Raw genomic sequence first — 23,738 nt, forward strand, 5'->3', positions numbered from 1 at the left:
GGCAGCGGGGCTACCGGCCGAACGAGCAGGTCAACGGCTTGATCCACCACTCCGACGCAGGCAGTCAATACACCTCGATCGCCTTCACCGAGCGCTTGGCCGAGGCCGGCATCGCACCCTCGATCGGAACCGTCGCCGACGCCTACGACAATGCCCTGGCCGAGTCCGCGATCGGCTTGTTCAAGACCGAACTGATCAACCGAAACAAACCCTGGAAGACCTTCACCGACGTCGAGTTCGCCACCGCCGAATGGATCGACTGGTACAACCACCAGCGCCTGCACGGAGCCCTCGGCCACACCACCCCAGCCGAGTACGAAGACGCCTACCATCACCATCACACCCACGTCGACGAACCCGTCAGCGCGTGACATCCCGCTCGGCACCAAACCCGGAACGGTTCACGGCGACGAAAGCGGTGACTGAGGGATCGGTCAGCCGGGCCAGGAAGAACGCTTCAAGGACGTCCTGCTCGGGCGAGCCGATGAACAGTCAGAACGGTGTCCCGCATGCAGCTCGTGAACGATGCCGTTCAGGCTTGCAAGCACGGGAGCATCGTCGGAGGAGGCAGTTCGCATCTTGATCGTGGCACCCTGGGCCGCCGCCGCTCCAATCGCTGTCACGCGGTTGTCGTCTGGATGAGCGCCTACTGCTCGCCCTTCAACAAATCGTCAGCCCGAAGGGCCAACGTCAGTAGCTGACGGCCTTCAGGAAAGGCTGCCGGACATGCCCCGCGCCTACCCCGCTGAGTTCCACGCCCGCGCTGTCGCGTTGGTGCGGGCATGAACAGAGCAGAAGCAGACCGCCGTTGACCTCGGCATCCATCCGGTCACGTTGTCGAAGTGGTTGCGCAAGGACGACATCGACAACGGCCGGCGCCCTCGCAGGGTCACGGAGGAGTCCGCAGAGCTGCGAGCAGCGCGCCGACTACGAGCCTGCCCCACCAGGTCGGCACGGCCCTGCTCCGCCCACACGCCCGCCTCTGTCTGCGGCCCCCGCCGCCGCACGACCGCACCCGCCCGCGCCTTGCCGGGCCGGGCCGGGCCGGGCCGCTGACAGCGACGAGGGCCGAGAACCGGCGCGACCACGCCCCGCCGAGAGAATCGGCCACCGGTATGCCCCCCCCGCCCGCACGCCGCAAGCAGCCGGGCAGGGGCTCCCTCCCGGACCCGCCGAACGTCGTCGCCGAGCTGAGCGACCCATCCGCCCATCCACCAGGCCGGCCCCACACCACCACGGCAGTCCCGCGCAGGTCCAGGCCCTGCACCGCCACCTGCGCCGAGGCCATGCCCACGCCCCAACGCACCCGGATCCGGAGCGAGAAGGACATCCGCCGGAGCGGACGCCCCTCGATCCCCTGTGGGAGCACTCGGCCGCACAATGGGGCACGGACATGGGCATCCTGCTCGGCATCGGCCTGGTCCGCGGCTTCCTCGTACTGAGACTGCTGCGGCGCCACTCGAATGGTTCCGGTTTCACCTTCGCCAGAACAGGTGGTGCGTCACCCCGCTCGGACTGGGCACGACCTCCAGGTGGAACCGGTCCAGCAGCTCATCGGGGGACTCCCACAGCCGTAGCCCGGACCCGAGCCTCACCGGCGAGACCGCCACATGCATGGAGTCGACAAGGTCAGCGTCAAGGAACTGCCGCACCGTGGTGACCCCGCCGCCGAGCCGGACATCCTTGCCCCGCGCCGCTTCCCGCGCTCGTTCCAGGATCGTGGCCGGATCGCCGTCGACGAAGTGGAACGTGGTGTCGGAAAGCGTGAACGAAGGACGCTCGTGGTGGGTCATGACGAACACCGGCGTGTGGAACGGGGGCTCTGATCCCCACCAGCCGCGCCACTCATGGTCATGCCAGGGCCCGCGCTGCGGCCCGAACTTGTTTCGGCCCATGATCTCGGCACCGATGTTGCGGGCGAAATCTCGCGTGAAGTAGTCGTCCAGGCCCCGACTTCCTCCGGGATCCGTACGATTTGGCCAGCTCGCCGTCGCGCCCGCCCAGCCGAACAGCCTCTCGGGATGGTCACAACCGAACGGTCTCTCCAGACTCTGGTCCTCACCGGCACCGATTCCGTCACTCGAGATATTGAAGTTCATGACTCTCAGCAGCTGATCCACTTCTTCCCTCACCAGGTCCTGTCGCGTCACCGTATGGCGAAACACCACACAGCATGACGTCGAACACGCCCTGCCCGAATCGACAACAGCGTCATGCGCTTGGCTTTCGCACCTCCGGCCGCCGACCCTGGCCCCTCGGCGGGACTGATCGGCACGGCCTTGTCCGTGGCCTTGCCCGTGACCGCCGTGGTGGTACTGGCCGTGGGCACAGCCGTGGTCCCCCTTCGAGACGGACACCATCGTCACCCTGTCCGGTGAGCGCCTGGTCGCCACCCACTGCGGCCGGCACAACACGATCTCAGGCCTAAACATCACCCTCCGCAACCTCGCCACGGGGGCCTGCGTGCAGTTGCCGTCCCGCACCGGCGGACCGCACATCGACAAGGCCGCACCGGTACCCGCCGGGCCGGTCCTCCCCGAGCGGGCCGGCCGGCCCCGACGGCCGGACGCAGGCCGCGTACAGGTGTCGCGGTTCCAAGACGCGGGACAAGCCCGGCACCACCATCCTGGATACAGAGCCCGCCGGGCCGCCGGAAAGGAGAGCCCAAGTGATCCGTCGCACCTGCGCCACCCTCGGCACAGCATTGCTGATGGCCGGGGCCCTGGCGACGACATCGCATGACGCCGCCGCCGAGCAGACATGCGCCTACACCCCCGCCGCCGAACGACCCACGCTCACGCCCACAGACACGGGTCTGCCGGTGAAGCAGGCCCAGTGCTTGAGCAACCGGTGGGGCGGAGTACCGAAACTGCCCGTCAACGGCATCTTCGGCCCCGCCACCGTGAAAAAGATGAGGTGGATCCAGGGATGCCACGGCCTGGTCAGAAACGACGTCGTCGACCAAAACACCTGGCAAGCGCTGTACCACCCCGCATGGGACTGCTACGACCCATACCCCCAGTAACGTCGACCGGCCCCCCTCAATGCGCCACGGTCCGCAACCGACACCCACGCGCCTTGTACCCATCACGCACCCGACCGCCGCCACCGGCACCATCCACCGCGTCCACCATGACCACCCGCGCCCGCCATGCCTCGCGGTCGCATCCTCCTGGAGCCGCCGTCACCCGTCAGGCGCCGGTTGCGAGCTGATCGACTCGGGCTGGGGGCAGCGGCCAGTAGGTCCCGTCGAGCCATGACGCGACCGGTGTCTCGAGCACGGCCACGGCTTCCGACGTCCGCGCCGCCCACGCCTCCGGGTGGTGGATCGTCTCGGGCTCGGCGATCCTCGGCGCGCCGGCCGCCTCCGGCATGACACCCTCCAGACGTCCCGCCGACACACCGGCGGCCGGCGGCGAACCGCACGGACCGGCCGCATCCGACGGGTCCACCGCACCCGACCAGCCCGCCGCGCGCTGACCTCGCCGGCCTCCACCGCCGGAGGCGCATCGAAATGTCCCGTCCCGCCATGACCGCGCACACACTCACCACCCCGTCGCACACCACGTCGTACCTAGCGGCTGGCCCGGACGGGGGTCCACTGCTCCTCTTCGTGCACGGCTGGCCCGCCCTCGCCGCCACGTGGCGGAAACAGCTGACGCGCTTCGCCGCCCTGGGCTACCGGGTCGTGGCACCCGACCTCCGGGGCTACGGCCGCTCCACCGTGTACGGCTCCCCGGACGCCTACCGCCAGGAGAACGTCGTCCACGACATGCTCGAACTGCTCGACCACCTCGGACGCGAGCAGGCGGTCTGGATCGGCCACGACTGGGGAAGCCCAACCGTCTGGAACCTCGCCGGCCACCACCCCGACCGCACCGCGGCCGTGGCCGGCCTGGCCGTTCCCTACCGCACCCTCGAACTGGGCCTGACGGCCATGCTGCCGCTGGTCAACCGCGACCTGTACCCCGAAGACACCTATCCCATGGCGCAGTTCGACTACATGGCCTACTACGAGGAGCATCCCGAGCGGGCCACAGCGGTGCTGGACGCCGACCCGGGCAGCAGCGTCAGGGCGCTGTACCGGCGCGGCGACCCGATCGCGCCAGGCACGCGGGTCTCCCCGCGGGCCACGCTGCGGCGGGACGGCGGCTGGTTCGGCGGGGCCGACCGCGCCCCCGACCTCCCCCTGGACACGGCCGTCCTCACCGAGGAGGACGCCGAAGTCCTCACCGAGTCGCTGGCGCGCAACGGCTTCGCGGGACCCACCGCCTACTACCTCAACCACGAGGCCAACGCCGTGTACGCCCGGCAGGCGGTCAACGGCGGCCGCCTGGACCTTCCCGTCCTCTTCCTGAGCGCCGACTACGACGCCACGGCCGACGTCTTGACGACGCGCCTCGCCGAGCCCATGCGCGCGTACTGCTCCGACCTCACGGAGGCGCGCGTCCCGGCCGGCCACTGGCTCCAGCTCGAACGCCCCGACCTCGTGAACGCGCGCCTGGCCGACTGGCTGAGCCGCATCGGCATCACCCCGGCCCCATAAGCGAGGACTTCCAGGGCGGCGGTGCACCTCGGGAGAGGGGCAGTGGCCTACATCCGCAGTTCACCGCGGTCTCAGCGCGTGTTCTTGCGGACATGCCGCAGGGCCTGCACACCACAGAAGCGTCACGGAGATCAACAGGCACACAACCGTTGAAGAGGGGGGAAGGACACAGCGGAGCTCTGTCGGTCGTTCCACCCAGCAAGAACGCAAATCTCGTCGACGTCGGCCGGCCGGCGCTGCCGTTTCTTGACGATCTGCGGCTCGAGCTGCCCTCCCAGTCCCGTAAAACGCCGATCTCCATCGCTCCAGACTGGCACGACATCACGGGACGCCAGACGGAGTAAGGGGCGGTCACCCCTGGCCGCTTTCGGAGACTCCCGCCATCAGGCCGTTTCGGCGTAGCGCTCTCCCGCGTACGCCCGGATGACCGGGACCACCTTCTCCGGGCCTCCGGGCAGGCGGTCCAGCCGGACCAGGGCGTAAGCCGGATGGCCGTCGATCAGGTAGCTGTGCGGGGAGTCTGTGGCGGCGCCCGGCAACGGCCAGACCACGAGCCAGGGTCGCGTGTCCTTGCTGCCCGGGTACCGGGAGCCGACCGTGACCGCCGCGATCTGCGCCCAGTGGAAGTACTGCTCTTCCTCGGTGACTTCGCGCATGCCGATCCCGGAGGGGCCGATCCGCAGCCGCAGCGGCCGGAGCCATCGGAAGAAGGACCGGCCGGCGAGGGGCAAGCAGGCCACGGCCCCGCCCAGTGAGCAGAGCGCGATGAGGGATGCGAGACCCGCGGTGGAGTTGTGAATCAACTCCCAGAACGTGTACATGAGGACGACGGCCGCCGCGGCCCAGACGATGGTCCAGGTGCGGGCCTTGCGGGCGTCGACGACGAAGACCTGTTCGCCGCCCGGCACGCTCCGTTCGGGCCCCGACACGGTCACCGGGATCGGCGCGCGCACGGAGCGCGGGGCCGTCTCGAAGCGTGCGCCGGCGTGCTCGGCGAGTGCGGTGGTCAGCTCGGTGACGCTCTGGTCCAGGTCCTTGCAGTCCACGAGGGTGTAGCGGGTCCGGCCATCCCACGTGCTGTCCGCCTTCCGGGGCAGCGTGACGCCCGGCACGGTCCACAGGGTCAGCCGCCGCTTGGGCGGCGCGGGGTGCTCATCGATGTTCTGGCCGGTGTTGGGGGCGTGCCAGAGGGAGACCGCGTCGATCTGCTCCCAGGCGAGCTCGGCGTCGTGCAGCGTGATGCCGAACCCGTCGATCCGCAGCCGGAAGGGCCGCTTCGCCTTGCGCAGGTCGTGCCATCCCCGGAGGACCGCCACCACGGACATGAACAGGACGAACAGGGCGGGCGTCATGGTGTCGGCGCTGGCGTTGCCGGGTGTCACCTTGCCCTTCGTCGCGCCGGCCAGCCACACCAGGACGCCCGCCGTCACGATGGTCCCCCCGACGAAGAGCTGTCGGCCGCGCCGTCTCAGCGTCCGCTGAACTGTGAATTCCATTGTCCCGTCCCCTGCCTTGTCATCCCGCCCGGCACCTATGATGCGGCCCCGCATGCCCGGCTCCCGTTCCCGCCGACGCGGTGGTTGCGCAACCGTGACACCCGCGAGACAACGGCGCCAGGTCGTCGTCCCGGCGGCCCCGGCCGTTCATCCCCGCGCCGCTGCCCGGTGGGTTCCGGCCGACGGTGCAGGTGCCCGGCGGGCATGGGCCGGGGAGGCGAGCGCCGACCGGCCGCGGCCCCCCACTGGTGGCACGCCGCGAAACGGGTCGGCTGCGGCCGGCCCTGCCGCATCTGGTTCCAGGCTGTCGCGCGGGAGCGAGCAGGATCCTGCGGATCGAAGCAGGCAGCGCCAAGCCCGGCGAGCCCGGCACCTGCAAGGACTGCCGCGGTGCCCGACCTGGCGCCCATGCCTGCGCGGTCTCCGCTTCCGTGCGCTCCTGATGGCCGGTTCTGCGGGCTGCCAGGATCGGCGCGGGGGCGGTTCGGTTCCGGCCGCGCCAAGGGCTGTGACAAGGGGGGCGTATGACGCGGCGTTGGCTGGTGACGGGGTGTTCTTCGGGGTTGGGTCGGGCATTGGCGGGTGCTGTCGCGGAAGCCGGTGACCTGGTGGTCGCCACAGCCCGGCGGCCGGCCGTTCTGGAGGATCTGGCCGCCCGGCACCCGGGCCGGGTGACGGTCGCGGCTCTCGACGTGTGCGACCCGGAGGGCTGCCGGGCTGCGGTCGCGCACGCGGTCGAATGTTTCGGCGGGGTCGACGTGCTGGTCAACAACGCCGGAACGGGTCTGCTCGGCGCGCTGGAGGAGGTCTCGGACGATGAACTGCGCGCCCAACTGGAGGTGCTGGCGGTAGCCCCATGGCGCCTCACGCGCCTGGTGCTGCCGCTGATGCGCCGCCAGGGCTCGGGCCACATCGTCAACGTCTCCTCCGTCGCCGGCCGGATGGCGTTCCCGGGCCTGTCCGCGTACGTGGCCGGCAAATACGCACTGGAGGGCATGAGCCAGGCACTCGCCGCGGAAGTGGCACCGTTCGGGATCCGGGTGACCGTCGTCGAGCCCGGCGCGTTCGCCACCCGCTACGGCACATCTCTGACCGACGCCGCGACCTGCATCCCGGCCTACGCGCAGAGCACGGGCGAGACCCGGGCGGGCCTGCGGGGCATGAACGACAACCCCACGCTCAGCCGCCCCGAGACGTTCGCCACGCACCTCCTGCGACTGGTCACAGCCGACACCGCGCCCCTGCGCGTGCCGATCGGCCCCGACGCCTACGCCTTCCTCGACATGACCGAAACAGCCGCACGCGAGGAACTCGCCGCCGCACGCGCCTTCGTCACCGGCACCATCGAACCACCGCCGGACGGCACGACGCCCATCGCATCCGGACAGGCCGTCGCGCCCACGGCCCCGGGCCTGTAGCGACCGTGCCCGCACCGCCCCGGCCAACGCCATCACAGGCCGGTGCTCCGCATGGCGGCGGGGATGTTCTCCCGTCGTGCCTGCGGGAGGGCCCGCCAGGAGCGATGGCGGTCGGCAACGCGGAAAATACAAGCGGGGGTGGTCGCGCAGAGCAGCGCGTCTGAGCCCGGCAGACCTGGCGCTGCGTCACTCTTCGAGCCGATTGCAAGCTGACACGCCGTGCGCGCTTCAACGGATCTGGTTATGGTCGAGGGGCAGGCTGGACTGGCTATCCAACGAGGCACGGCCGCCCCTCTCCAGGGGCGGCCGTCTACTTTTGCGCGGGGTCGCCGCTCTTTCGCATGGGCTCTGACCGTGCTTTCGTGAACTGTTGATCTTGGTGGTAGCGGGCGGGTAGGTGGGGCATCATGGCGCGATGGATGATGCCGAGGCGACATGGCGGTCGTGATTGTCCGGACTTGCTCCGTCGAAGCGGGCCGCGGCGGAGTGGCTTCGGACGCAGTTCGAAGCTCTTGGTGCCGCTGATGCGCCGGACTGGGCGAGGTCGGAGGTCGATGAGAACCAGCCGCAACTGGCGCGCTTCATGCTGCTGCGTTCACTGTGGCGTGGCGCGATTGACGGCTGGGCCAGCCCGGGGGCCTTGGAGCAGGTGGCCGCGGCTCGGCGGCTCCTGGACGCGGGGGCGAACAGGGATGACGTGGTGCTCTTGGCTCGGGCCGTTGCCTACGAGGCGGTTTTCGCCGTGGTGGACGAGCTGGACGCCGGCGGAGACGTGAACGTCTCCGGCATCGATGTTGGCTGGGTGGTCATGGAGTCCGGCGAGGACGGATCACCCACCGGCCGTCGCCTCTCGGGTCTTCACGAGGACCTGCTGACGATGGATCCGAGTGGCCTCGACGGTGCAGACCTCTGGCGGTAGGTCGCCTGGCCAGAATGTGCGGCTGCGCCGTCAAGGTCGGGTGAGGATGCGTATCCGCGGGAGCCGGAACGAAGCCCGTCCGTACATGGCTCTCTTGGTCGTTTTCACGCGATTGACGTGTCGCTCGACAATGCCGGAGCTCCATTCGATGTCAGCCCGGCGGACCCAGTCGGGCAGTAGCCTGCCTCGACGGTTGCGGACCATGTCCGTGAACACTCTGGCCAGGTCACAGGCCCGCGCGATATCGGGACAGGCGAGGCGGACCTGGTCGAGTTTCTCGATCTCCTCCACATGCGCGCCCTGCCGGTGCTGATAGGGAAAAGCCGTTGCCCCGGGAGCTGTTAGGACTGATAGAAGGGCGCATGGACGACGAGATCATTCCCCCGGTCGAGCGGATGCTCGCGGAACACGCCTGTGAGCGCATCATCGTGGACTTTATCCACCGCCTTGACCTCGGCAACCCGAGTTCGGTGGCCGAGCTGTTCACGCCCGATGGTGTCTGGCACTGGCCTTTCGGGGACCGGTGCATCGAGGGGCGTGAGGCGCTGCGCGCCTACTTCGCCTCCCGCCCCGCGGACAGGCTGTCGCGTCGTCTGATGACGAACATCCTGGTCACGGTGGAGTCCGAGACCACAGCGCGAGCGGTCTCGTATCTGACGACGTACCGGGTCGACGGCTACTCAGGCGGGATGATCGAGCCCCGGCTCCCGGTGAACATCGGCCACTACGAGGACATCTTCCACAAGATCGACGGCGCCTGGTTCCTCGCCAGCCGAACCGTCTTCCTCCCCTTCGGCGGCGGCACCGAACGGCTCCCCGTCGCGGATGCATCACACGGCTGATGACCCCGGCTTTGTAGGGCCCGCCGCGACGTGCCTTCTCCGCGCCGTCGCAGACGACCTGTACGAAGTCCCCCACCACGACCACCCCGGCCTTGCCGCACTGAACAGGCAGTACCCGCGCGGCACATGCCGACCGTGCGCAGTTGGACAAGCTGGACTGTTCACTGTGCTTGTGCGAGCAGTCTCGTGGCGACCCGGCGCAGTTCTTCGTCCTCGTCCACGCGGGCGACCCGCTGCGGCGAGCGGGCGCACGCCTCCAGCAGCGGAAGAAGTTCGCGCGGTGTGATCCCGATGTCCGCAAGGGTGCGCAGCGCGTCCAGACGGTGCCAGGCGCAGTCCCCCAGGTCGGGTATGGTGTACGGCTGGGCCAGCTCGACCAGCAGGGGAACCACCGGGCCGGGATCGGCGGTGATGCGCCAGTACGCGTCGGCCGCTTCCACCCTGGCCATGCCGTCCCGCCCGGCGAACAGCTCCTGGACCTGCGCCACCAAAGGTGCCCCCAGCGGCCCGAGCCGGCCGACCGCAGGCAGGATCCAGTGCGGTGAGTCCCCGGCCAGCAGTTCACGCAGCAGCGCGATCGCGGCTGCGGGCCGGCCGGTGAGCAGCGCGTCGGAAACGGCCGCTGTAGCGCGCAGCACCTCATTAGCGCTGTCGCGTCCGGCCGCCGCCGCGAGCAGTTCCCGGGTGCGACTGTCCACGAGGGCCGGATCGAGAGTGCCCAGGAGCCGAGCCGCGCTGGCCGTGGGACGGTTACGGAACGCCTCGGCAATGTGGGGTGCGTAGGCGCGGGCAATGGGCGGGGTCAGTGCGTCGAGCACTGCCGGATCGCCGTGAGGCAGGTGTTCCTCCAGGGCCCGGTGCAGAAGCCGTGGAATGTTCGGCTCATGGTGGATGAGCAGCGCGGCGATCGCCTGGCCGGTGGGGACGGCATCACATTCCAGCACCCGCAGATCGCCGCACCGGCCCAGCGCAAGCTGCGCTGCATCGGCCGCCTCCGGCGCGTCGCGGCACGCCCGGTCCAGCAGCATGTCCCGCACGTGAGGGCCCGGATCCGCGGCCACGGGTATGCAGTCGGCGAGCTGCCGCATCAACCGGGCGTGGCGTGCCTGCGCCATCCAGTCATTGTCGGCCGTAGGGCGAGGCAGCGGCACCGCGCAGGCCACGGCAGCCGTGATCCGCGGTTCCTGATCGCGCCAGGCGGTACCCACCTTGTCAGCCAGGTGGGAACCGCGGTAGTCCACGTCGCCCGCCGCGATCCAGGCCTCCGCCACCGTCAGCGCTGCCTGCGGGTCCTGGACCAGCAACTCCCTGAGCCGGCTGTCGCCCGGCCCGGGATGCGGAAACGGTTCCTTGCGTCCCGTCGCCCAGTAGCAGCCGAGGTCCCTCGCACCGTCCACGGCGACGACGTCCACCAACGCAGCTGGGAATGGCCGCTGCGTGCGTTCCAAACCCAGCAAGGCAGCGGTCAGGCGGACTTCGGGCGCGTCATCTGCCAACGCCGAGACCTCCCTGCGCAGCACCGCCTCCTGATCCGGGTCTGTCAGCGCAATGGCCGTCAGGGCATCGGCCCGGGTCCACTGATCCGGATCAGATGCGCAAAGGTCACTCAGGGTGCCCTGGACGGCTGGACCGAGTGGCTGCGGGGCGACCACCATCAAACGGATCGTCTCCTGCCGCACCCCGGCATCCGGGTCGGTCAGGCATCCGGTCAGTGCCGGCAACTCGGCCACCACCGCGGCCCGCAACTGGCTGTCGAGCCCGGCGCGGCCGCCCTCCTGGCCGGAATCCGCGGCAAAGCGGGTCAGCAAATGCAGGATGGCCGCCCGGTAAGAGTCCACGTGCACAGCGAGATGCGCGAGGAAGGGAACAGCCGCGACCGTCGCCGGATACACCGACCCCTGATGATTGATGCTGTTGAAGAGCTCGTAGACCACCGACTCGCCGTCCTCGGTCTCCGGGTTCGCCTCCGTGTACAGCGCGCGAATCCACCCGGGCACCTCGCCGGCCGGACCGTACGCATGCTCCAGGACCGACCAGTCCACCAAATCGAGCTCTTCAGGAGGTCTCATGACCCCGAAACGTACCGGCCACCTCTGACACAGCCCCGGCCCGAACGCACCCACCCCCCGGCAGCTTCCTGCACGCCCTCAAGTGCGTGACCGGACCAGGAGAGCGGCGGTCACACCCCCAGCGTTTGCCCGTTGGCCGCCGTCAGGCCCCGTTCGCGACCGCCTGCAAGGTCAGCTCCCGGTAGGCCGGTCGAACCGGGCGGCGCACCCATGCCGTTCACGGTGGCGATGAGGGCGATCCGTTGGCGTCGCTGCCTGCAGTGCTGCGCGTGGCCTCGTAGCTTTCGCTGACGGGAGGTCACAGATCACTGCCTGTCGAAGTTCTGGGAAGCGTGATGGCAATCGGGTATAGGTTTTGGGGTGTCCGAGCAACGGAGGGGGCGGTCCGGGCAATGGATCCTGTGTCGTTGGTCGTCGCGGCGGTGGTGGCCGGTGCGGCGGCCGGGCTGAAGGAGCAGGCGCAGTCGGCCGTGCGCGATGCGTACCTGGGGTTGAAGAACCTGATCGTGCAGCGGCACGGGGTCGAGGTCGGCGCTGTGGAGCGGGAGACCGACTCGGAGGCCGAGCAGGAGTCGTTGCGGGAGGTTCTCGCCGACGCCGGCGTCGGCGAGGACGCCGAGGTACTCGGGGCGGCGCACGAGGTGGTCAAAGCCGTGCGCGAGCACGATGCGGCCGCTGCGAGGGCGGTCGGTGTCGACCTGAACGACGTCGATGCCGAGCTCATCAGGATCGTCAACGTGAAGGTTCGCGGTGTCGGGACCGGCGTCGACCTCAATCACGTGAGGACGCGGGGCGGCATCGTCATCGAGGGCATCCAGGTCGACGGAGGTAACTCCCCCGCCCACCCTTGACAGCGGCCGGCCCGGCCCCATTCGCCGCCCCCCTACTGGGGTTTCGCAATATCAAGGCCGGCCGCATCACCGTCACCGTTCACCAGCAGTTCACGGCGCCGCCGCCGTTACTGCCGGCGGAGAGCCGACCCAAGCGGGTCGGAGCGGTGCCGCCGGCGGCTGAATGCTTCCGGGAACGTGCCGTCGCGGCGGACTTGGACGCCGGTGGGACCGTGGTGCTGGTCGGGGACAGCGGTGTGGGGAAGACCCAGCTGGTCGTTGGACACGCCGAACGGCTGTGGGCCGGCGGTGAACTCGACCTGCTGGTGTGGATCACCGCCGGCTCGCGGGACGCGATCCGGCTCGGCTACCTCGCTGCCGCCAAGGCGTTGAACCTGGAGGCCGCGGGCGACGAGGCGGTCAAACGCTTCCTGACCTGGTTGACCGAGACACCCCGGCGGTGGCTCATCGTGTTCGACGATCTGTCCACGGCGGACGACCTGCGCGACCTGTGGCCGCCCCGGCACGCATCCGGGCGGACCGTGGTGACCACCAGCCTCAAGGACGTCGATGCGTTCGGCGAGGACGTGCACGTGGCGTTCGTGGGTGGGTTCGACGAGCAGGAAGCCGTGGAGTACCTGCACCAACGGCAGGCCAAAAGTCCACGTCGGACCGAGGGTGCGGCGGAACTCGCGAGTGAGCTGCAAGGATTCCCCCTGGTGCTGGCGCACGCCGCGAACTATGTGGCGAGCCGCGACACAACGTACGCCGAATACCATCGCCTGTGGTCGGCTCGCTACGAGCAGGTCACCCCTCGGCACGGGTGGCTCGCGGATACCTACATGCCGCTGCGGCCCGGCTTCGCATTCCACATCCCCGTGGTGACCACGTGTTCGTTGTCGCTCGACCTCGCGAGCGGGCTGACCCGTCCGGTGCTGGACCTGGCCTCGCTGGTGGACGGCGGCGCCATTCCCCTGGCGTTCTTCGGGACCTCGGCCGTCGCGCGGCACCTCACTGCCGGCCAGGGCAGAACCGTCGACGCGAACGACGTCCGAAGCGCGCTGGCCCAGGCGCACCGCTTGGGCCTCGTCACGATCGACGCGCATCGGATGCTTCGGCTGGAACCCTGGATGCGACGCGTCCTCCTGGAGTACCTCCAGATCACCGTCCTCGACGAGCGGGACAGAGCCACGCCGAACGACTGGATCTCGCCGAGGCCCGACCCGCCCGACATAGGTGAGCGCGCGGCAGGCGACGCCCTGGTGGAAGCGTGGCCGGACGCGCACAGCGACCCCGTGGGCAACCAGGTGTTCTTCGCGGCCGCGACAGCCCTGCGCGGCTGGGCCGACGACCATTTCTGGCTCAACGGCGGGCACCCGGTGCTGATCCGAGCCGGAATGGCGCTCAAGGAGGCCGGCCTGCTCGACTCCGCCGCTGTCTACTTCCAGTACCTGCGCGGCATGGCGCAACGCCGGCTGGGCGAAGACCACCACGAAACCCGGAGCATCCACGGCCACCTCGTGACCGTGCGCAGCTTGATCGTGCGCGGTGAAGCCACCGAACTTGAGGAACTGCTGGCAGAACAGACCCGGACGCTGGGTCCCCGCAACCGGGAGACCCTGGCCACCCGCAGCAAGGTGGCGCTCGCCCACGCCTCGGCCACACCGGGCGATCGCGGCAGCGCGGAAGCACTCGAGAACGTGCTCGCCGACCAGCGGCGAGTGCTGGGCCGCAACCACCAGGACACGCTGCTCACCCGCTACTTCCTCGCTTGCCTGCTGGTGCTTTCGGGCAACGTCAAGGGCGGGAGGAGCGAACTCCAGAAGGTGCTGAAGGACCAGCGGCGGGCGTTGGGGTTCGACCACGTCGACACGCTGCACACACGACAGATGCTCGCCCAGCTGCGCATGTCCCAGGACGACACGTCGGGTCTCGACAAGGTCATGCACGAGTTGATCGAGGACCAGAAGCGGGTACTCGGCCGTAACAGCGAGCAGACGCTGCTCACCCGGCACAACCTCGCGGTCGTCCGCATCGGACGCGGCGACACGGCCGAAGCCGCGACAGAGCTGGAAGAAGTGCTCGCGGATTTCACGAGGGTGTACGGCACGGACCATCGCGAGACGTTGGCGGTGCGGCGAACCCTCGCCGCCGCGTACAGGGAACTCGGCGACGAAGTGGGTGCGCTGGCCGAGCTGGAACTGACGATGAACTACGCGAACCGGGTGTTCTCACCCGACGACAAGGACTTCAAGAGCACCCGTGATCTGCTCGACCGCTGTCGGCACGGCGCCTACTGGCAGGTGATGGACGAGTACGAGCGGGAACGGGGATCCGATGAGTACCTTCTGTCGCAGATGAAGGGCATCATCATCTCCCGACATTTCCACAACGAGGCCGGCGCAATGGCGGGCTTGTGGGAATCCCTGTTGAGCCACCACACGGCGCCGAGGAACGCGGAGAGCACACTGTCGATCCGCCGCATCGCGGCCTGCTGGCGCGGGCTCGGCGGCAACGCGGCAGGTGCGGCGGCGGAGCTGGAGCAGATCCTGGACGGTTGCACGGAGGCGTTGGGGTCCGAACACCTGCTCACCCGGTTCACCCGCCGCAACCTCGCCTTCTGGCGAGCACAGGCCGGGCAGCCCTGAAACCCACCCGACGGCCTCATACTTCAGCCGTAGAGCGGACGAGACTGGCAATCAGGCCGGTGAACAAGCCGTTGAGGCCGTCGCCAACCCGCTCCTCGGCAGGGGGCGGTCGCCCGGGTCGGCACCTTGCCGTGCGTCGTGTGCCTGAGCACCCCGTCACAGGGGTGCTCAGGCACACGAGGTGACGCCGGCGACTCAGTCGACTGGCATCACCCACACGTCGGCGATCGAGGGGTCGTAGTCGGTTCCGGTGTCCTGGAAGCGGAGCCGCACGGTGCCGTCCGACGAGCCGGCGGAGGGTTCGACCACGAACTGGTGGGTGATGGTGCCCTGGCCGCCCTCGCTTCGCTTCAGGTCGACGCTGTGCACCACCTTGCCGTCGGCCTGGACGTCATAGGTTTTGCGCCGGGCACCGTCGAAGGTCTCGACGACGCGGACCACGAAGCGGCCATGGGTGGGTACGGCGGCGTCGAACTCGAACCAGCCACCCGGGTAGGAGGAGTGGGTGTAGCGCCGTGTCAGTCCGGCCTCGGTGTTCGTCCCTGAGTTCTGCGACGCCGTCAGCCCGTGGGCGGACTCCGACGGCCCGTCACCGAGGTCGATGTGGTCGCTCGACTGCGCGGGCGGGGTGGGCAGCGAGACCGTGATCGCGCCGGTCGCCTGCTCCGCCGCCGTCGAGCCCGTCGCCACGGTGACCGTGGCCTTCTGCTCGACGACGGTGAGCGGCACCGTCACGACGGCTTGGACCGTCGTCTTCTCCCCCGGGTCCAGGTGGTAGCCGACCGGGTCCGGCGTCGGCCAGCCGTCGGGGAGGGCGAGCGTGAGCTTGCCGGACTGCCCCACATCGGTGCGGTTGGTCAGCACGGCGGCGACGGTGGCCTCCTGGCCCGGCCCGGCCGGGTCAGGCGTGGTGGACACACCACTGATGGCGACGCCGGGGGCGACCGGCAGGCCCGCCGACACCGGCAGCGTCGCCGTTCCTCCCGCGTACTGGTAGGACACCGAGCCGGTGAGGTCGGCCACGGACGCCTGCGCGTCGGCCGCGACCGTGACGTCGTAGGCGTGCTTGAGCGTACTGCCCGCACCTGTGGTGGACGCGTGCCGGCCCACGGGCTTCACCGTCCAGCCGCTGGGTGCCCGCAGGGACGAATCGACCCCGGTCAGCGGCCGCTTGCCGGTGTTCTTCAACGCCACGGTCACGCGGACGACATCGCCCGGGAGGATCTCCTCGGCCGGCACGTCCAGTATGGCCACTGCGCCGACCAGGCGCGACGATGCCCGCGACAGGGTCTTCTCGATGCCGGTCAGCGCGTCACGCAGCGCCGTGGCCGCCGTCTTGTCGATGGCGCCCTGCTCGGCGTACGTCCGCGTCCACCGGTCGAGGTCCGCCACGCCGGCGAGCGCACGGTGCACCGCGGCGGCGGTCAGCCGCTCGTCCGCGCCCTGACCCTGCAGGCGCCACGCGGCTGCGAGCTCGGTCCGCATCAGGGCGGTGCGCACCTGCAGGTGACCCTTGGCGATCTTGCCGGCACCACGTACCTGCAGCGCGTCGACATCCTCGGCGAACGACGCTGCTTGCGCCCGGGCCGCCCCCAGGTCCCCGAGCACCGGGTCGACCGCGAACGCGTAGTGCCCCGAGCCGACCTCCAGCACCACGTCCCCGTCGGCCTGCTCGACGTAGGTCACGCCGTCGACCTCGCTGATCGGCGTGCCGCCCTCGGTGACCGCCCAGCGGTTCGCCGCCGGGATGCGCACCTCGGCGGTGGTGTTCGCCGGCACGGTGACGTCGAGCTTCATCGACCCACTGGTCGTGTCCCACGCGCTGCGCACCGTGCCGTAGGGCGTCTGGTGGCTGAAGTCGACGTGGTCGATGCCCTCACCGGGCTCCGGGGCGATGAGCACCTTGCGGTAGCCCGGCTCGGCCGCCGAGACGCCCGCCATGGTGCGGTACATCCACTCGCCGACCGCGCCGTACGCGTAGTGGTTGAACGAGTTCATCCCCACGTCGTTGAAGGTTCCGTCGGGGTTGATGGAGTTCCACCGCTCCCAGACGGTGGTCGCGCCCTTCCCGATCTCGTAGCCCCAGGACGGGTAGTCCTTGTGCTGCAGCAGCCGGTAGGCGATGTCGGAGCGGCCCGCCTGGGTGAGTGCCGGCAGCAGTCCGTCGACTCCGAGGAAGCCGGTCGACAGGTGGTAGTCGCGGCGCTCGAGGGTCTTGACGAACTTGGCGACGAGCGCGTCGCGCCGGTCGGCGGGGGCGAGGTCGTTGGTCAGTGTCAGGATGTACGAGGTCTGGCTGTCGCCCTTCACGGTGCCGTCGGCGCCGATGAACGCCGCCTGGTAGGCCGATCTGATGGCCTCGTAGCGCTGCTGGTACGCCGCCGCGTCGCCGTCCCGGCCGACGGCGGCCGCCATCTGGGCGAACTCCCGGGTGCTCTTGGCGACGAACGCGGTGTCGAGCACGTCGGCCGGGGTCGCGTCGTCGAGGTTGAGCCAGTCGAGATAGCCGCCGGCGGAGCGGATGTGGTTGGTGGAGTCGGCGTCGAGGAAGTCGACGTAAGCCTTCATCATGTCGTAGTTCTCGCGGATGACGTCGGTGTCGCCGTACGCCTGCCACACCGTCCACGGCACGTGCACGCCGGCGTCCATCCAGCCGGCCGACTCGTAGCCGCCGTCGAAGCGGCCGGGGACGACGGGGGCGACGCCGGGCAGCGAGCCGTTGGGACGCTGGGTGTCCCGCAGGTCCTGGAGCCACTTGGTCAGGAAGGACTGTGCGTCCATGTTGTAGACGGCGGTGCGGGCGAAGACGTCGATGTCGCCGGTCCAGCCCATCCGCTCGTCGCGCGCCGGGGTGTCCGTGGGGATCGACAGGAAGTTGCCGCGCATGCCCCAGACGATGTTGCTCTGCAGCTGGTTGACGAGGTCGGAGTTGGTGTCGAGGCTGCTGGTGAGGTCGCCGTCGGTGCCGACGACGACACCGGTCAGGTCCTTGGCCGCGGGAGCCTGGTCGACGCCGGATATCTCGACGTACCGGAAGCCGTGGAAGGTGAACGACGGCTCGAACGTCTCCGGCTGGTCGGTGGCGAAGGTGTAGTGGTCGGTCGCCTTCGCGGTGCGCAGGTTCGCGGTGTAGAGCGTGCCGTCGGGGTTGAGCACCTCGCCGTGCCGGATCGTCACCGTCTGGCCCGGCTTGCCCTTGAGCGTGAGGCGGACGTGGCCGACCATGTTCTGCCCGAGGTCGTAGAGGTAGACGCCGTCGGTCGGCGAGTCGATCCGCTTCGCGGTCCTGAGCTCCTGGGTGACCCGTACGTCGACCGCGGTCTGTGGCTCGAGTACGGTCGTAGGCTCGTCGCGGACGTCCGCCGCGGCCCAGTTGGCGTCGTCGAAGCCGGGCTTGTCCCAGCCGGCGACCTGCTTCGCCACCCGTGCGTCGTAGGACTCGCCGTCGAGCAGGTCGGCCTCGCGGGTCGGACCGCCGGTGGTGGTCCAGGTGCCGTCGGTTCGGACGGTGGTGCTGGTGCCGTCGGTGAACTCGACCAGCATCTCGGCGATCACCGAGTTGTCCTTGCCGTAGACGTCGGTGCCGAACATGGCGACCTTGCCGCTGTACCAGCCCGGTGCGACCTCGGCGCCGAGTACGTTGGCGCCGGCGCGGACCTGCCGGGTCACGTCGTAGGTCTGGTAGTCGATGCGTTTGTCGTACGCCGTCAGGCCGGGAGCGAGTTCGGCGTTGCCCACCCGCGCGCCGTTGAGCCGCAGTTCGTACACGCCGCGCGCCGATGCGTAGACGCGTGCCCGGGCGACCTTCTTGCCGCCGAGATCGAACTTCTTGCGCAGAAGCGGGACAGGCTCGTCGCGCCGCAGCCAGGCCTCGCCGCCCGCGCTGTCGACGCGCAGGCCGCCGTCGGTCACGGTGCCGGACGCGAAGGTGCGGTCGCCCGCCGGGAAGTCGGTGTCGACCAGGACGGTGCCGTCGGCGCCGGTGACCGTGACGTCGCGGACCAGACCGCGCTCCGCGCCGCTGGTGCGGAAGCCCATCGTGCCGGGGCCGTCGAACGTCGCATCGGTGCGCTGGTCCAGTTGCTTGCCGTCGACGGTGGTGGTGATCGTGGCGCCGTCGACGGCGATCGCGTAGTCGTGCTCGGCGGCGAAGTCGAAGCCGGCCGGGAACGGAGTCGCCTTGAGGACCGAGTAGTTGCTGTTGCGTTTCACGTGCGGGCGCAGCGCGTCATCGGCGTCGCTGATCTGCCACATGTAGGCGTTCTCGGTGTCCTGACCGCGGAAGTAGACGCCGAGTGCCCCGTTGATGTCGGAAGCGGTGAACTTGATCGTGTAGTCGGTCCACTTGGCGCCCAGCGCCGGTGTGTCCGCACCGATCCACGCGGCGGTCCACGGCCGGTCGCCCAGAGCGGTGCCGAACGTGGCGGGCGCGCTCCACTTGGAGGCGGTGCCCCGGTCGTCCCATACGCGGACGGACCAGACGTAGTCGGTCTGCGGCTTCAGCGCAGGGCCGCCGTAGCGGACGTCGACCGACTGACGGGAGGTGACCTTGCCGCTGTTCCAGACGTCGGGGTGGTCGAGGCGGTCGGCCGAAGTGGCGACGTGTATCTCGTAGGCCCGCTGCGTGACGCCGCGGCGCCCGGAGTCGAGTTGCCAGCCGAGGGTGGGCGCCGTCAACGGGATGCCGAGCGGGTCGTCAAGGGCGTTGACCGTCAAATCGCCGACGCTCGTTGCAGCGGCGGCGGGGGCGGATGGGGCGGCGGGTGGACTCGCTGCCGTCGTCGTCGCGGTTGCCACCACGACGAGGACGGATGCAGCGACCACCGCGGCGATCTGCTGACGCACGGGCGCTCCTCAAGAAGGGTACTGAAACGCTTCAATGACACCCTGGCGGCGATCACCCCTCCATGGCAACGAGTTGGACAGATTTGATGGAACAGATTCGAGAGATCATTGAATCGGTTTAAGCCGACGGGACCATCCACGTGGCGGCGGGCCGACCCGGTGGCCCGGCCCACGAGCCCATCGCCCACGCTGCGGCGGGTCTACGAAGACCTGCCGTCGGGGAGGCAGCCCGGCCCGGACGGGCTTGTTCGCGGGCGTTGATGTACACCGGCGCAGCACAGCACCTGGCAGGCCCCCTCTGGAAACTCGGCGGGCCGACCGGCTACTCGGGCTGCGGCACGCCTCCGCCCCACTTGGCGAACCGGCCCGGTCTCAGCACCAAAATCTTGGGTGCCCGCCGCGAACTGGTCGGCGCCGGGCGCGCCTTGACGCAGTGGGCACGGTTGTGGCGATGCGGCTCGACCGGGTCCGGCAGCAGACGCACCAGGTGAACACGGGTGACAGCCGTGGCTGGCCGTCGACGCACGCCTGGCAACTGGTGATGCCGGAAAAGGACGAGGCCGGAGCCGCCGAAAAGGTGGTCTCCCAGTTAACGGGCGCGGACGGAGGCGATGGCCAGGGGCAGCGCCTTGCCGTGGTCTACGACGGCGGGACCGACACGGTCAAGCTCTACGCCGACGGCTGCACCAACGCCCAGGCGACCGCGGACCTCCCCGACGGCTGACACAGCACCGGCGCCCTCCAGATCGGCCGGGCCACAACAGGTGACAACGGAACCTGAGCCAGAACCCGGGAAGCGGCGGCGGATGTTGACGAGTTCGGGCGTCATGAAGGGACCACAGTCAGCGGACTGCTCGCCCGTTGGGAGGTACTGACCATGCCGAAGGCGTGGTCCGGCGGTCCGCCGGACCACGGCCGTGAAGGGCGTCGAGTCCTGCCGTTCCCGTTTGCGGCCCGAAGTCAGTCTCGTCGGCCCCAGTCCAGGTGGTCGGCCAGACCGGCGGCAGTGAAGGCGGCTACCAGTTCCTCGCGGCCTTCGGTGAAGTGGGCCCAGCTGTCGTAGTGGACGGGCACCACGCGGCGGGCGGCGAGGAGTTCGGCGGCCTCGGCAGCCTGGGCGCTGTCCAGGACGATCAGCTGGTTGTCGAAGAGTTCGGGGAAGCGGGGGGCGCCGGCGAAGAGGAGAGCGGTGTCGATGGGGGCGAAGCGCTCGGCGATCTCCTTGACCACGTCGAGGGACGCGTTGTCGCCGCTGACGTAGACGGTCGGCAGGCCCTGTCCGGCCAGAATGAAGCCGACGACCTGGCCGGTGACCGGCTCGACCTTCTCACGCGGGCCGGGGCCATGGACGGCGGGGACGCCGGTCACGGTGACCGTGCCGCCGTCGGGGCGGTTCAGCTCGACGGATTCCCAGTCGGCCAGGCCCTTGGCCCGCTCCCCCAGGCGCTGTCCGCCACCGGGGGTGGTGAGGATGAGCGGGACGTCGGCGAGCAGGGCCCGGCCCGAGGTGTCGAGGTTGTCGGGGTGTTCATCATGCGAGAGCAGGACCACGTCGATGGGGCCGAGATCGGTGGGGGCCGCGCCGGAGGCGGCGGTCTTGGTCAGGAAACGGCCGTTGCCACGGGGGTAGTCGCCCGGGGAGTCGAAGGTCGGGTCGGTGAGGAAGCGCAGGCCGCCGTACTCGAAGAGGGCGGTCGGACCGCCGAAGACGCGGACGGGAAACGGGTTGGTCGCCGCGGGAAGGGAAGACATGGAGCACCTCACGGATGAGACGAGTTTAACCGTGATACGACCGTAGCCGCCTCTCACGGATGCAAGCAAGCCGTACCATGAGGAACGTGAAGGAGCCCTTGATCGGACAACCCGGCCTGCCGCCCGCAGAAGGCGAGGCGGAGCACCTCGCTCTCGCCCTCGCCAACAGCGCGATCGCGCTGACGGGCGGGCACACGGTCGATCTTCTGGGCTCGCCCGCGCAGGCGAACCACTGGCTGGCAGAACGCGGTCTCGCACCGGTCGACGCCGGCATGCGGGAGATGTGCGCGACGCAACTGCGCTCACTGCGCGAACACATCAGGTCGCTGTTCGCCTCTCGAGCCGCAGGCCTGCCCGCCCTCCCCGCCGCGATCGGAGCCGTCAACGACGCCATGACCCGCATCCCCACCGCCGCGTTGCTGCAGTGGGACGACCAGAGGGGTCCCTACCGCTCCACCCCCCACCCCACCACCGCGATCGTGGACCACGCCCTGGCCGTCCTCGCCGCCGACGCCGCAGACCTGCTCACAGGCCCCGACGCGGACCGCCTCACCGCCTGCGGCTCCGCTCCCTGCAACCGCTTCCTGCTCCGCCACGGCCGCCGCCACTGGTGCTCCACCCGCTGCGGCGATCGCGCCCGCGCCGCCCGCGCCTACGCCCGCCGCACCGCCTCCCCATGACGCCGCACCCCCCAAGCCGACGCACAGGACACCGGGGTAAGCCCGTTTCAGGGATCAGGGCGCAGCCGCCGTGCCGGGGGCAGTGGTCAGGGTGGTGGGGACGGCCACCACAGCGGTTTTCACCTGGTGGGGCTGCGGTGGCAGGCACGCGAGCAGCAGCGCGCCAACGCCGAGCATTGGCGTCGTGGCTTCCGTCGTGATGTGTACGTCCACTTCCTTCGGTGTCAGCAGACGCTCATGAGCGGAAGAGGGTGTCGGGAATGGTGCGGCAGCAGTCCGAGGCCCGGGCATGGCGGGGCATCGCGTGCCTTCGTCACCGCGGGCAAGACATCTTCGCTGGTCCATTCGCTGCCAATTCGACGAGCGACGGTGGCGGGAACGCGGAGGACTCTCGCAGGAATGAGCCTCCTGGGAGCCGCCTCATATGGATGACCTTCTCAGACTCTGCAGCACCACAGGTCAAGGTCGCCCGACTGCTCCGACGCACCCGCCGCCGTGGATGTCCGGCAGGCCGCCACCGCGGCGGCGGCCGGGGGCGGGGCTGGAAGATCCGCACCGCGACGTCGGGGGGATGGGCCTGGCACCGTACGCTCAGTGAACTCGACGCCGGTCAGGCCGGGTTCCACGGACCCGAAGGCCCGCCCGGCCGTTTCCCGGGTCGCGGCCGGTCACTGAACGGCAAGGCGAGCGGCAGCCGAAGGACGCCGCCGACTCACTGGTGAACGGTGAGTGTCATGGCGGTCACTTCTCTGCCGGGTTGCCCTGGGCGAGGCGGGAGATGTGGTCCCACTCCTCCAGCCCGGCGAGCCGGCCGGCGAACTCGGTGCGCAGCGCATCGAGACCGCCTGCGCCGAACAGCACCCGCAGCGGCGGATTCGGGGCGTCGGCCACTGCCAGTAGCGCCGCCGAGGTCGCGGCCGGATCGCCCGGGACGAAACCGCTCGCACTCGCACCGGCGTACAAAGCCTCCCGGGCGTGGGTGTAGGCCGGGTTCGGCTGCGATTGCGGAGAGGCTGCGGCCAGGCCGGTGGGGAACATGATCGGCTCGATCAAAGTGACGTGGATGCCGTACACCTCGACCTCGGCGGCCAGGGACTGGCTCATCGCTTCCAGGGCCCACTTGGAGGCCTGGTAGATGCCCAGCGCCGGGTAGGCGACCAGCCCGCCGATCGAGGAGACCTGCAGGATCCGGCCGGAGCGGCGCTCGCGCATCCCGGGCAGCACGGCTTGGGTGGTCCACAGCGCACCGAAGTAGTTGACATCCATCTGCGCGCGGGCCTGCTCGGCGCTGACCTCTTCGACCGCGCCGTGGAGCATGTGCCCGGCGTTGTTGACCAGGACATCGATGCTGCCGAACTGCCGTTCGGCAGCGTGGACTGCGGCGTCGACGGCAGCCCGGTCGGTGACGTCGAGTTCCAGCGGCAGCAGCCGGCTGCCGTAGCGGTCGGCAAGCGGTTTGAACACCGCTGCGTCGCGGGCGGTGGCGGCGACCTGGTCGCCGTGCTCAAGGATCGCCTCGGACCAGAGCGCGCCGAGCCCCCGGGAGGCGCCGGTGATGAACCATGTGCGGGCAGTAGCCATGCGATTTCTCCGTACGTGAGTCGGTGCAACCCAGCGTCGGTGGTTGGGCGCGCGGTAGGCAGAGTGAGGTTGTCCCTGGCTACCGCGTCGCCGGGACCGCAGACTTTTCGTC

Annotated in this window: 18 protein-coding genes and 1 pseudogene; 11 read left to right on the forward strand and 8 right to left on the reverse strand. The window is 69.8% G+C overall.

The window, feature by feature from the left end; genetic code table 11:
• Together ACFWVC_RS21705 and ACFWVC_RS21710 are read left to right on the forward strand one after the other, a co-directional pair.
• The coding region (locus ACFWVC_RS21705) for an integrase core domain-containing protein (RefSeq protein WP_384288294.1) at positions 1-371 on the forward strand (371 nt) is incomplete at its 5' end.
• 355 nt (positions 372-726) lie between these two features.
• Positions 727-924, forward strand: a pseudogene (locus tag ACFWVC_RS21710) (transposase); the annotation flags it as partial.
• A gap of 551 nt (positions 925-1,475) precedes the next feature.
• On the opposite strand, the gene ACFWVC_RS21715 reads toward ACFWVC_RS21710, so the two are convergent.
• On the reverse strand, positions 1,476-2,120 hold the full coding sequence (locus ACFWVC_RS21715; protein ID WP_384288297.1) for a dihydrofolate reductase family protein: 645 nt from the start codon (positions 2,118-2,120) through the stop codon (positions 1,476-1,478).
• A 548-nt stretch (positions 2,121-2,668) separates the two neighbouring features.
• On the opposite strand from ACFWVC_RS21715, the gene ACFWVC_RS21720 reads away from it, so the two are divergent.
• Positions 2,669-3,025, forward strand: coding sequence for a peptidoglycan-binding protein (locus ACFWVC_RS21720; RefSeq protein WP_384288301.1), 357 nt, complete (start codon positions 2,669-2,671; stop codon positions 3,023-3,025).
• Positions 3,026-3,191: 166 nt separating this feature from the next.
• Here ACFWVC_RS21720 and ACFWVC_RS21725 read toward each other — a convergent pair whose 3' ends face one another.
• Positions 3,192-3,374 (reverse strand): hypothetical protein, encoded by a 183-nt coding sequence (locus tag ACFWVC_RS21725; RefSeq protein ID WP_384288304.1) that lies wholly within the window; start codon positions 3,372-3,374, stop codon positions 3,192-3,194.
• A 155-nt stretch (positions 3,375-3,529) separates the two neighbouring features.
• On the opposite strand from ACFWVC_RS21725, the gene ACFWVC_RS21730 reads away from it, so the two are divergent.
• Entirely contained in the window at positions 3,530-4,546 is a 1,017-nt protein-coding gene (locus tag ACFWVC_RS21730) for an alpha/beta fold hydrolase (protein WP_384288307.1), read from the forward strand.
• A gap of 383 nt (positions 4,547-4,929) precedes the next feature.
• On the opposite strand, the gene ACFWVC_RS21735 is transcribed toward ACFWVC_RS21730, so the two are convergent.
• The gene (locus ACFWVC_RS21735) at positions 4,930-6,042 is read right to left on the reverse strand and encodes a hypothetical protein (RefSeq protein ID WP_384288309.1); all 1,113 of its coding nucleotides are present in this window, start codon (positions 6,040-6,042) and stop codon (positions 4,930-4,932) included.
• 524 nt (positions 6,043-6,566) lie between these two features.
• Here ACFWVC_RS21735 and ACFWVC_RS21740 point away from each other — a divergent pair.
• Both ACFWVC_RS21740 and ACFWVC_RS21745 read left to right on the forward strand, forming a co-directional pair.
• Complete coding sequence (locus tag ACFWVC_RS21740) at positions 6,567-7,460, forward strand: SDR family oxidoreductase (protein WP_384288311.1); 894 nt, start codon at positions 6,567-6,569, stop codon at positions 7,458-7,460.
• A gap of 448 nt (positions 7,461-7,908) precedes the next feature.
• Positions 7,909-8,379: a hypothetical protein gene (locus ACFWVC_RS21745; RefSeq protein WP_384288313.1), complete on the forward strand. Its 471-nt coding sequence runs from the start codon at positions 7,909-7,911 to the stop codon at positions 8,377-8,379.
• Positions 8,380-8,409: 30 nt separating this feature from the next.
• Here ACFWVC_RS21745 and ACFWVC_RS21750 read toward each other — a convergent pair whose 3' ends face one another.
• A complete protein-coding gene (locus tag ACFWVC_RS21750; protein ID WP_384288315.1) occupies positions 8,410-8,670 on the reverse strand; it encodes a hypothetical protein in 261 nt (86 codons plus the stop codon).
• A 71-nt stretch (positions 8,671-8,741) separates the two neighbouring features.
• On the opposite strand from ACFWVC_RS21750, the gene ACFWVC_RS21755 reads away from it, so the two are divergent.
• The gene (locus ACFWVC_RS21755; RefSeq protein ID WP_384288318.1) at positions 8,742-9,221 is read left to right on the forward strand and encodes a nuclear transport factor 2 family protein; all 480 of its coding nucleotides are present in this window, start codon (positions 8,742-8,744) and stop codon (positions 9,219-9,221) included.
• A 161-nt stretch (positions 9,222-9,382) separates the two neighbouring features.
• Here ACFWVC_RS21755 and ACFWVC_RS21760 read toward each other — a convergent pair whose 3' ends face one another.
• On the reverse strand, positions 9,383-11,290 hold the full coding sequence (locus tag ACFWVC_RS21760) for a hypothetical protein (RefSeq protein ID WP_384288320.1): 1,908 nt from the start codon (positions 11,288-11,290) through the stop codon (positions 9,383-9,385).
• 407 nt (positions 11,291-11,697) lie between these two features.
• Here ACFWVC_RS21760 and ACFWVC_RS21765 point away from each other — a divergent pair, with 407 nt between their 5' ends.
• Positions 11,698-12,141, forward strand: coding sequence for a hypothetical protein (locus ACFWVC_RS21765; RefSeq protein ID WP_384288322.1), 444 nt, complete (start codon positions 11,698-11,700; stop codon positions 12,139-12,141).
• Positions 12,138-14,768 carry a tetratricopeptide repeat protein gene (locus tag ACFWVC_RS21770; RefSeq protein WP_384288324.1) on the forward strand — a complete coding sequence of 877 codons (2,631 nt, stop codon included), beginning with the start codon at positions 12,138-12,140 and terminating at the stop codon, positions 14,766-14,768. Before ACFWVC_RS21765 ends, ACFWVC_RS21770 begins: the two co-directional genes overlap by 4 nt.
• Before the next feature lie 195 nt (positions 14,769-14,963).
• On the opposite strand, the gene ACFWVC_RS21775 is transcribed toward ACFWVC_RS21770, so the two are convergent.
• Positions 14,964-19,613: a family 78 glycoside hydrolase catalytic domain gene (locus ACFWVC_RS21775; RefSeq protein ID WP_384288326.1), complete on the reverse strand. Its 4,650-nt coding sequence runs from the start codon at positions 19,611-19,613 to the stop codon at positions 14,964-14,966.
• 433 nt (positions 19,614-20,046) lie between these two features.
• Between ACFWVC_RS21775 and ACFWVC_RS21780 the strand changes: the two genes are divergently transcribed.
• The gene (locus ACFWVC_RS21780) at positions 20,047-20,337 is read left to right on the forward strand and encodes a hypothetical protein (RefSeq protein ID WP_384288328.1); all 291 of its coding nucleotides are present in this window, start codon (positions 20,047-20,049) and stop codon (positions 20,335-20,337) included.
• Positions 20,338-20,573: 236 nt separating this feature from the next.
• On the opposite strand, the gene ACFWVC_RS21785 is transcribed toward ACFWVC_RS21780, so the two are convergent.
• Complete coding sequence (locus ACFWVC_RS21785) at positions 20,574-21,365, reverse strand: MBL fold metallo-hydrolase (RefSeq protein ID WP_384288330.1); 792 nt, start codon at positions 21,363-21,365, stop codon at positions 20,574-20,576.
• Between the two features lie 77 nt (positions 21,366-21,442).
• On the opposite strand from ACFWVC_RS21785, the gene ACFWVC_RS21790 reads away from it, so the two are divergent.
• Entirely contained in the window at positions 21,443-22,045 is a 603-nt protein-coding gene (locus ACFWVC_RS21790; protein WP_384288332.1) for a CGNR zinc finger domain-containing protein, read from the forward strand.
• A gap of 741 nt (positions 22,046-22,786) precedes the next feature.
• Here ACFWVC_RS21790 and ACFWVC_RS21795 read toward each other — a convergent pair.
• Complete coding sequence (locus ACFWVC_RS21795) at positions 22,787-23,626, reverse strand: SDR family NAD(P)-dependent oxidoreductase (RefSeq protein ID WP_384288334.1); 840 nt, start codon at positions 23,624-23,626, stop codon at positions 22,787-22,789.
• Between the last annotated feature and the right edge of the window lie 112 nt (positions 23,627-23,738).

This window comes from Streptomyces sp. NPDC058691 (genome assembly GCF_042714775.1).
In the GTDB taxonomy this organism is placed as follows: domain Bacteria; phylum Actinomycetota; class Actinomycetes; order Streptomycetales; family Streptomycetaceae; genus Actinacidiphila.

Bases quoted from the DNA above. Each gene is read 5' to 3' on its own strand.
- ACFWVC_RS21735 (WP_384288309.1), bottom strand. From the start codon at position 6,042: ATGGAATTCACAGTTCAGCGGACGCTGAGACGGCGCGGCCGACAGCTC.
- ACFWVC_RS21755 (WP_384288318.1), top strand. From the start codon at position 8,742: ATGGACGACGAGATCATTCCCCCGGTCGAGCGGATGCTCGCGGAACAC.
- ACFWVC_RS21740 (WP_384288311.1), top strand. From the start codon at position 6,567: ATGACGCGGCGTTGGCTGGTGACGGGGTGTTCTTCGGGGTTGGGTCGG.
- ACFWVC_RS21795 (WP_384288334.1), bottom strand. From the start codon at position 23,626: ATGGCTACTGCCCGCACATGGTTCATCACCGGCGCCTCCCGGGGGCTC.
- ACFWVC_RS21725 (WP_384288304.1), bottom strand. From the start codon at position 3,374: ATGCCGGAGGCGGCCGGCGCGCCGAGGATCGCCGAGCCCGAGACGATC.
- ACFWVC_RS21760 (WP_384288320.1), bottom strand. From the start codon at position 11,290: ATGAGACCTCCTGAAGAGCTCGATTTGGTGGACTGGTCGGTCCTGGAG.
- ACFWVC_RS21785 (WP_384288330.1), bottom strand. From the start codon at position 21,365: ATGTCTTCCCTTCCCGCGGCGACCAACCCGTTTCCCGTCCGCGTCTTC.
- ACFWVC_RS21790 (WP_384288332.1), top strand. From the start codon at position 21,443: ATGAGGAACGTGAAGGAGCCCTTGATCGGACAACCCGGCCTGCCGCCC.
- ACFWVC_RS21730 (WP_384288307.1), top strand. From the start codon at position 3,530: ATGACCGCGCACACACTCACCACCCCGTCGCACACCACGTCGTACCTA.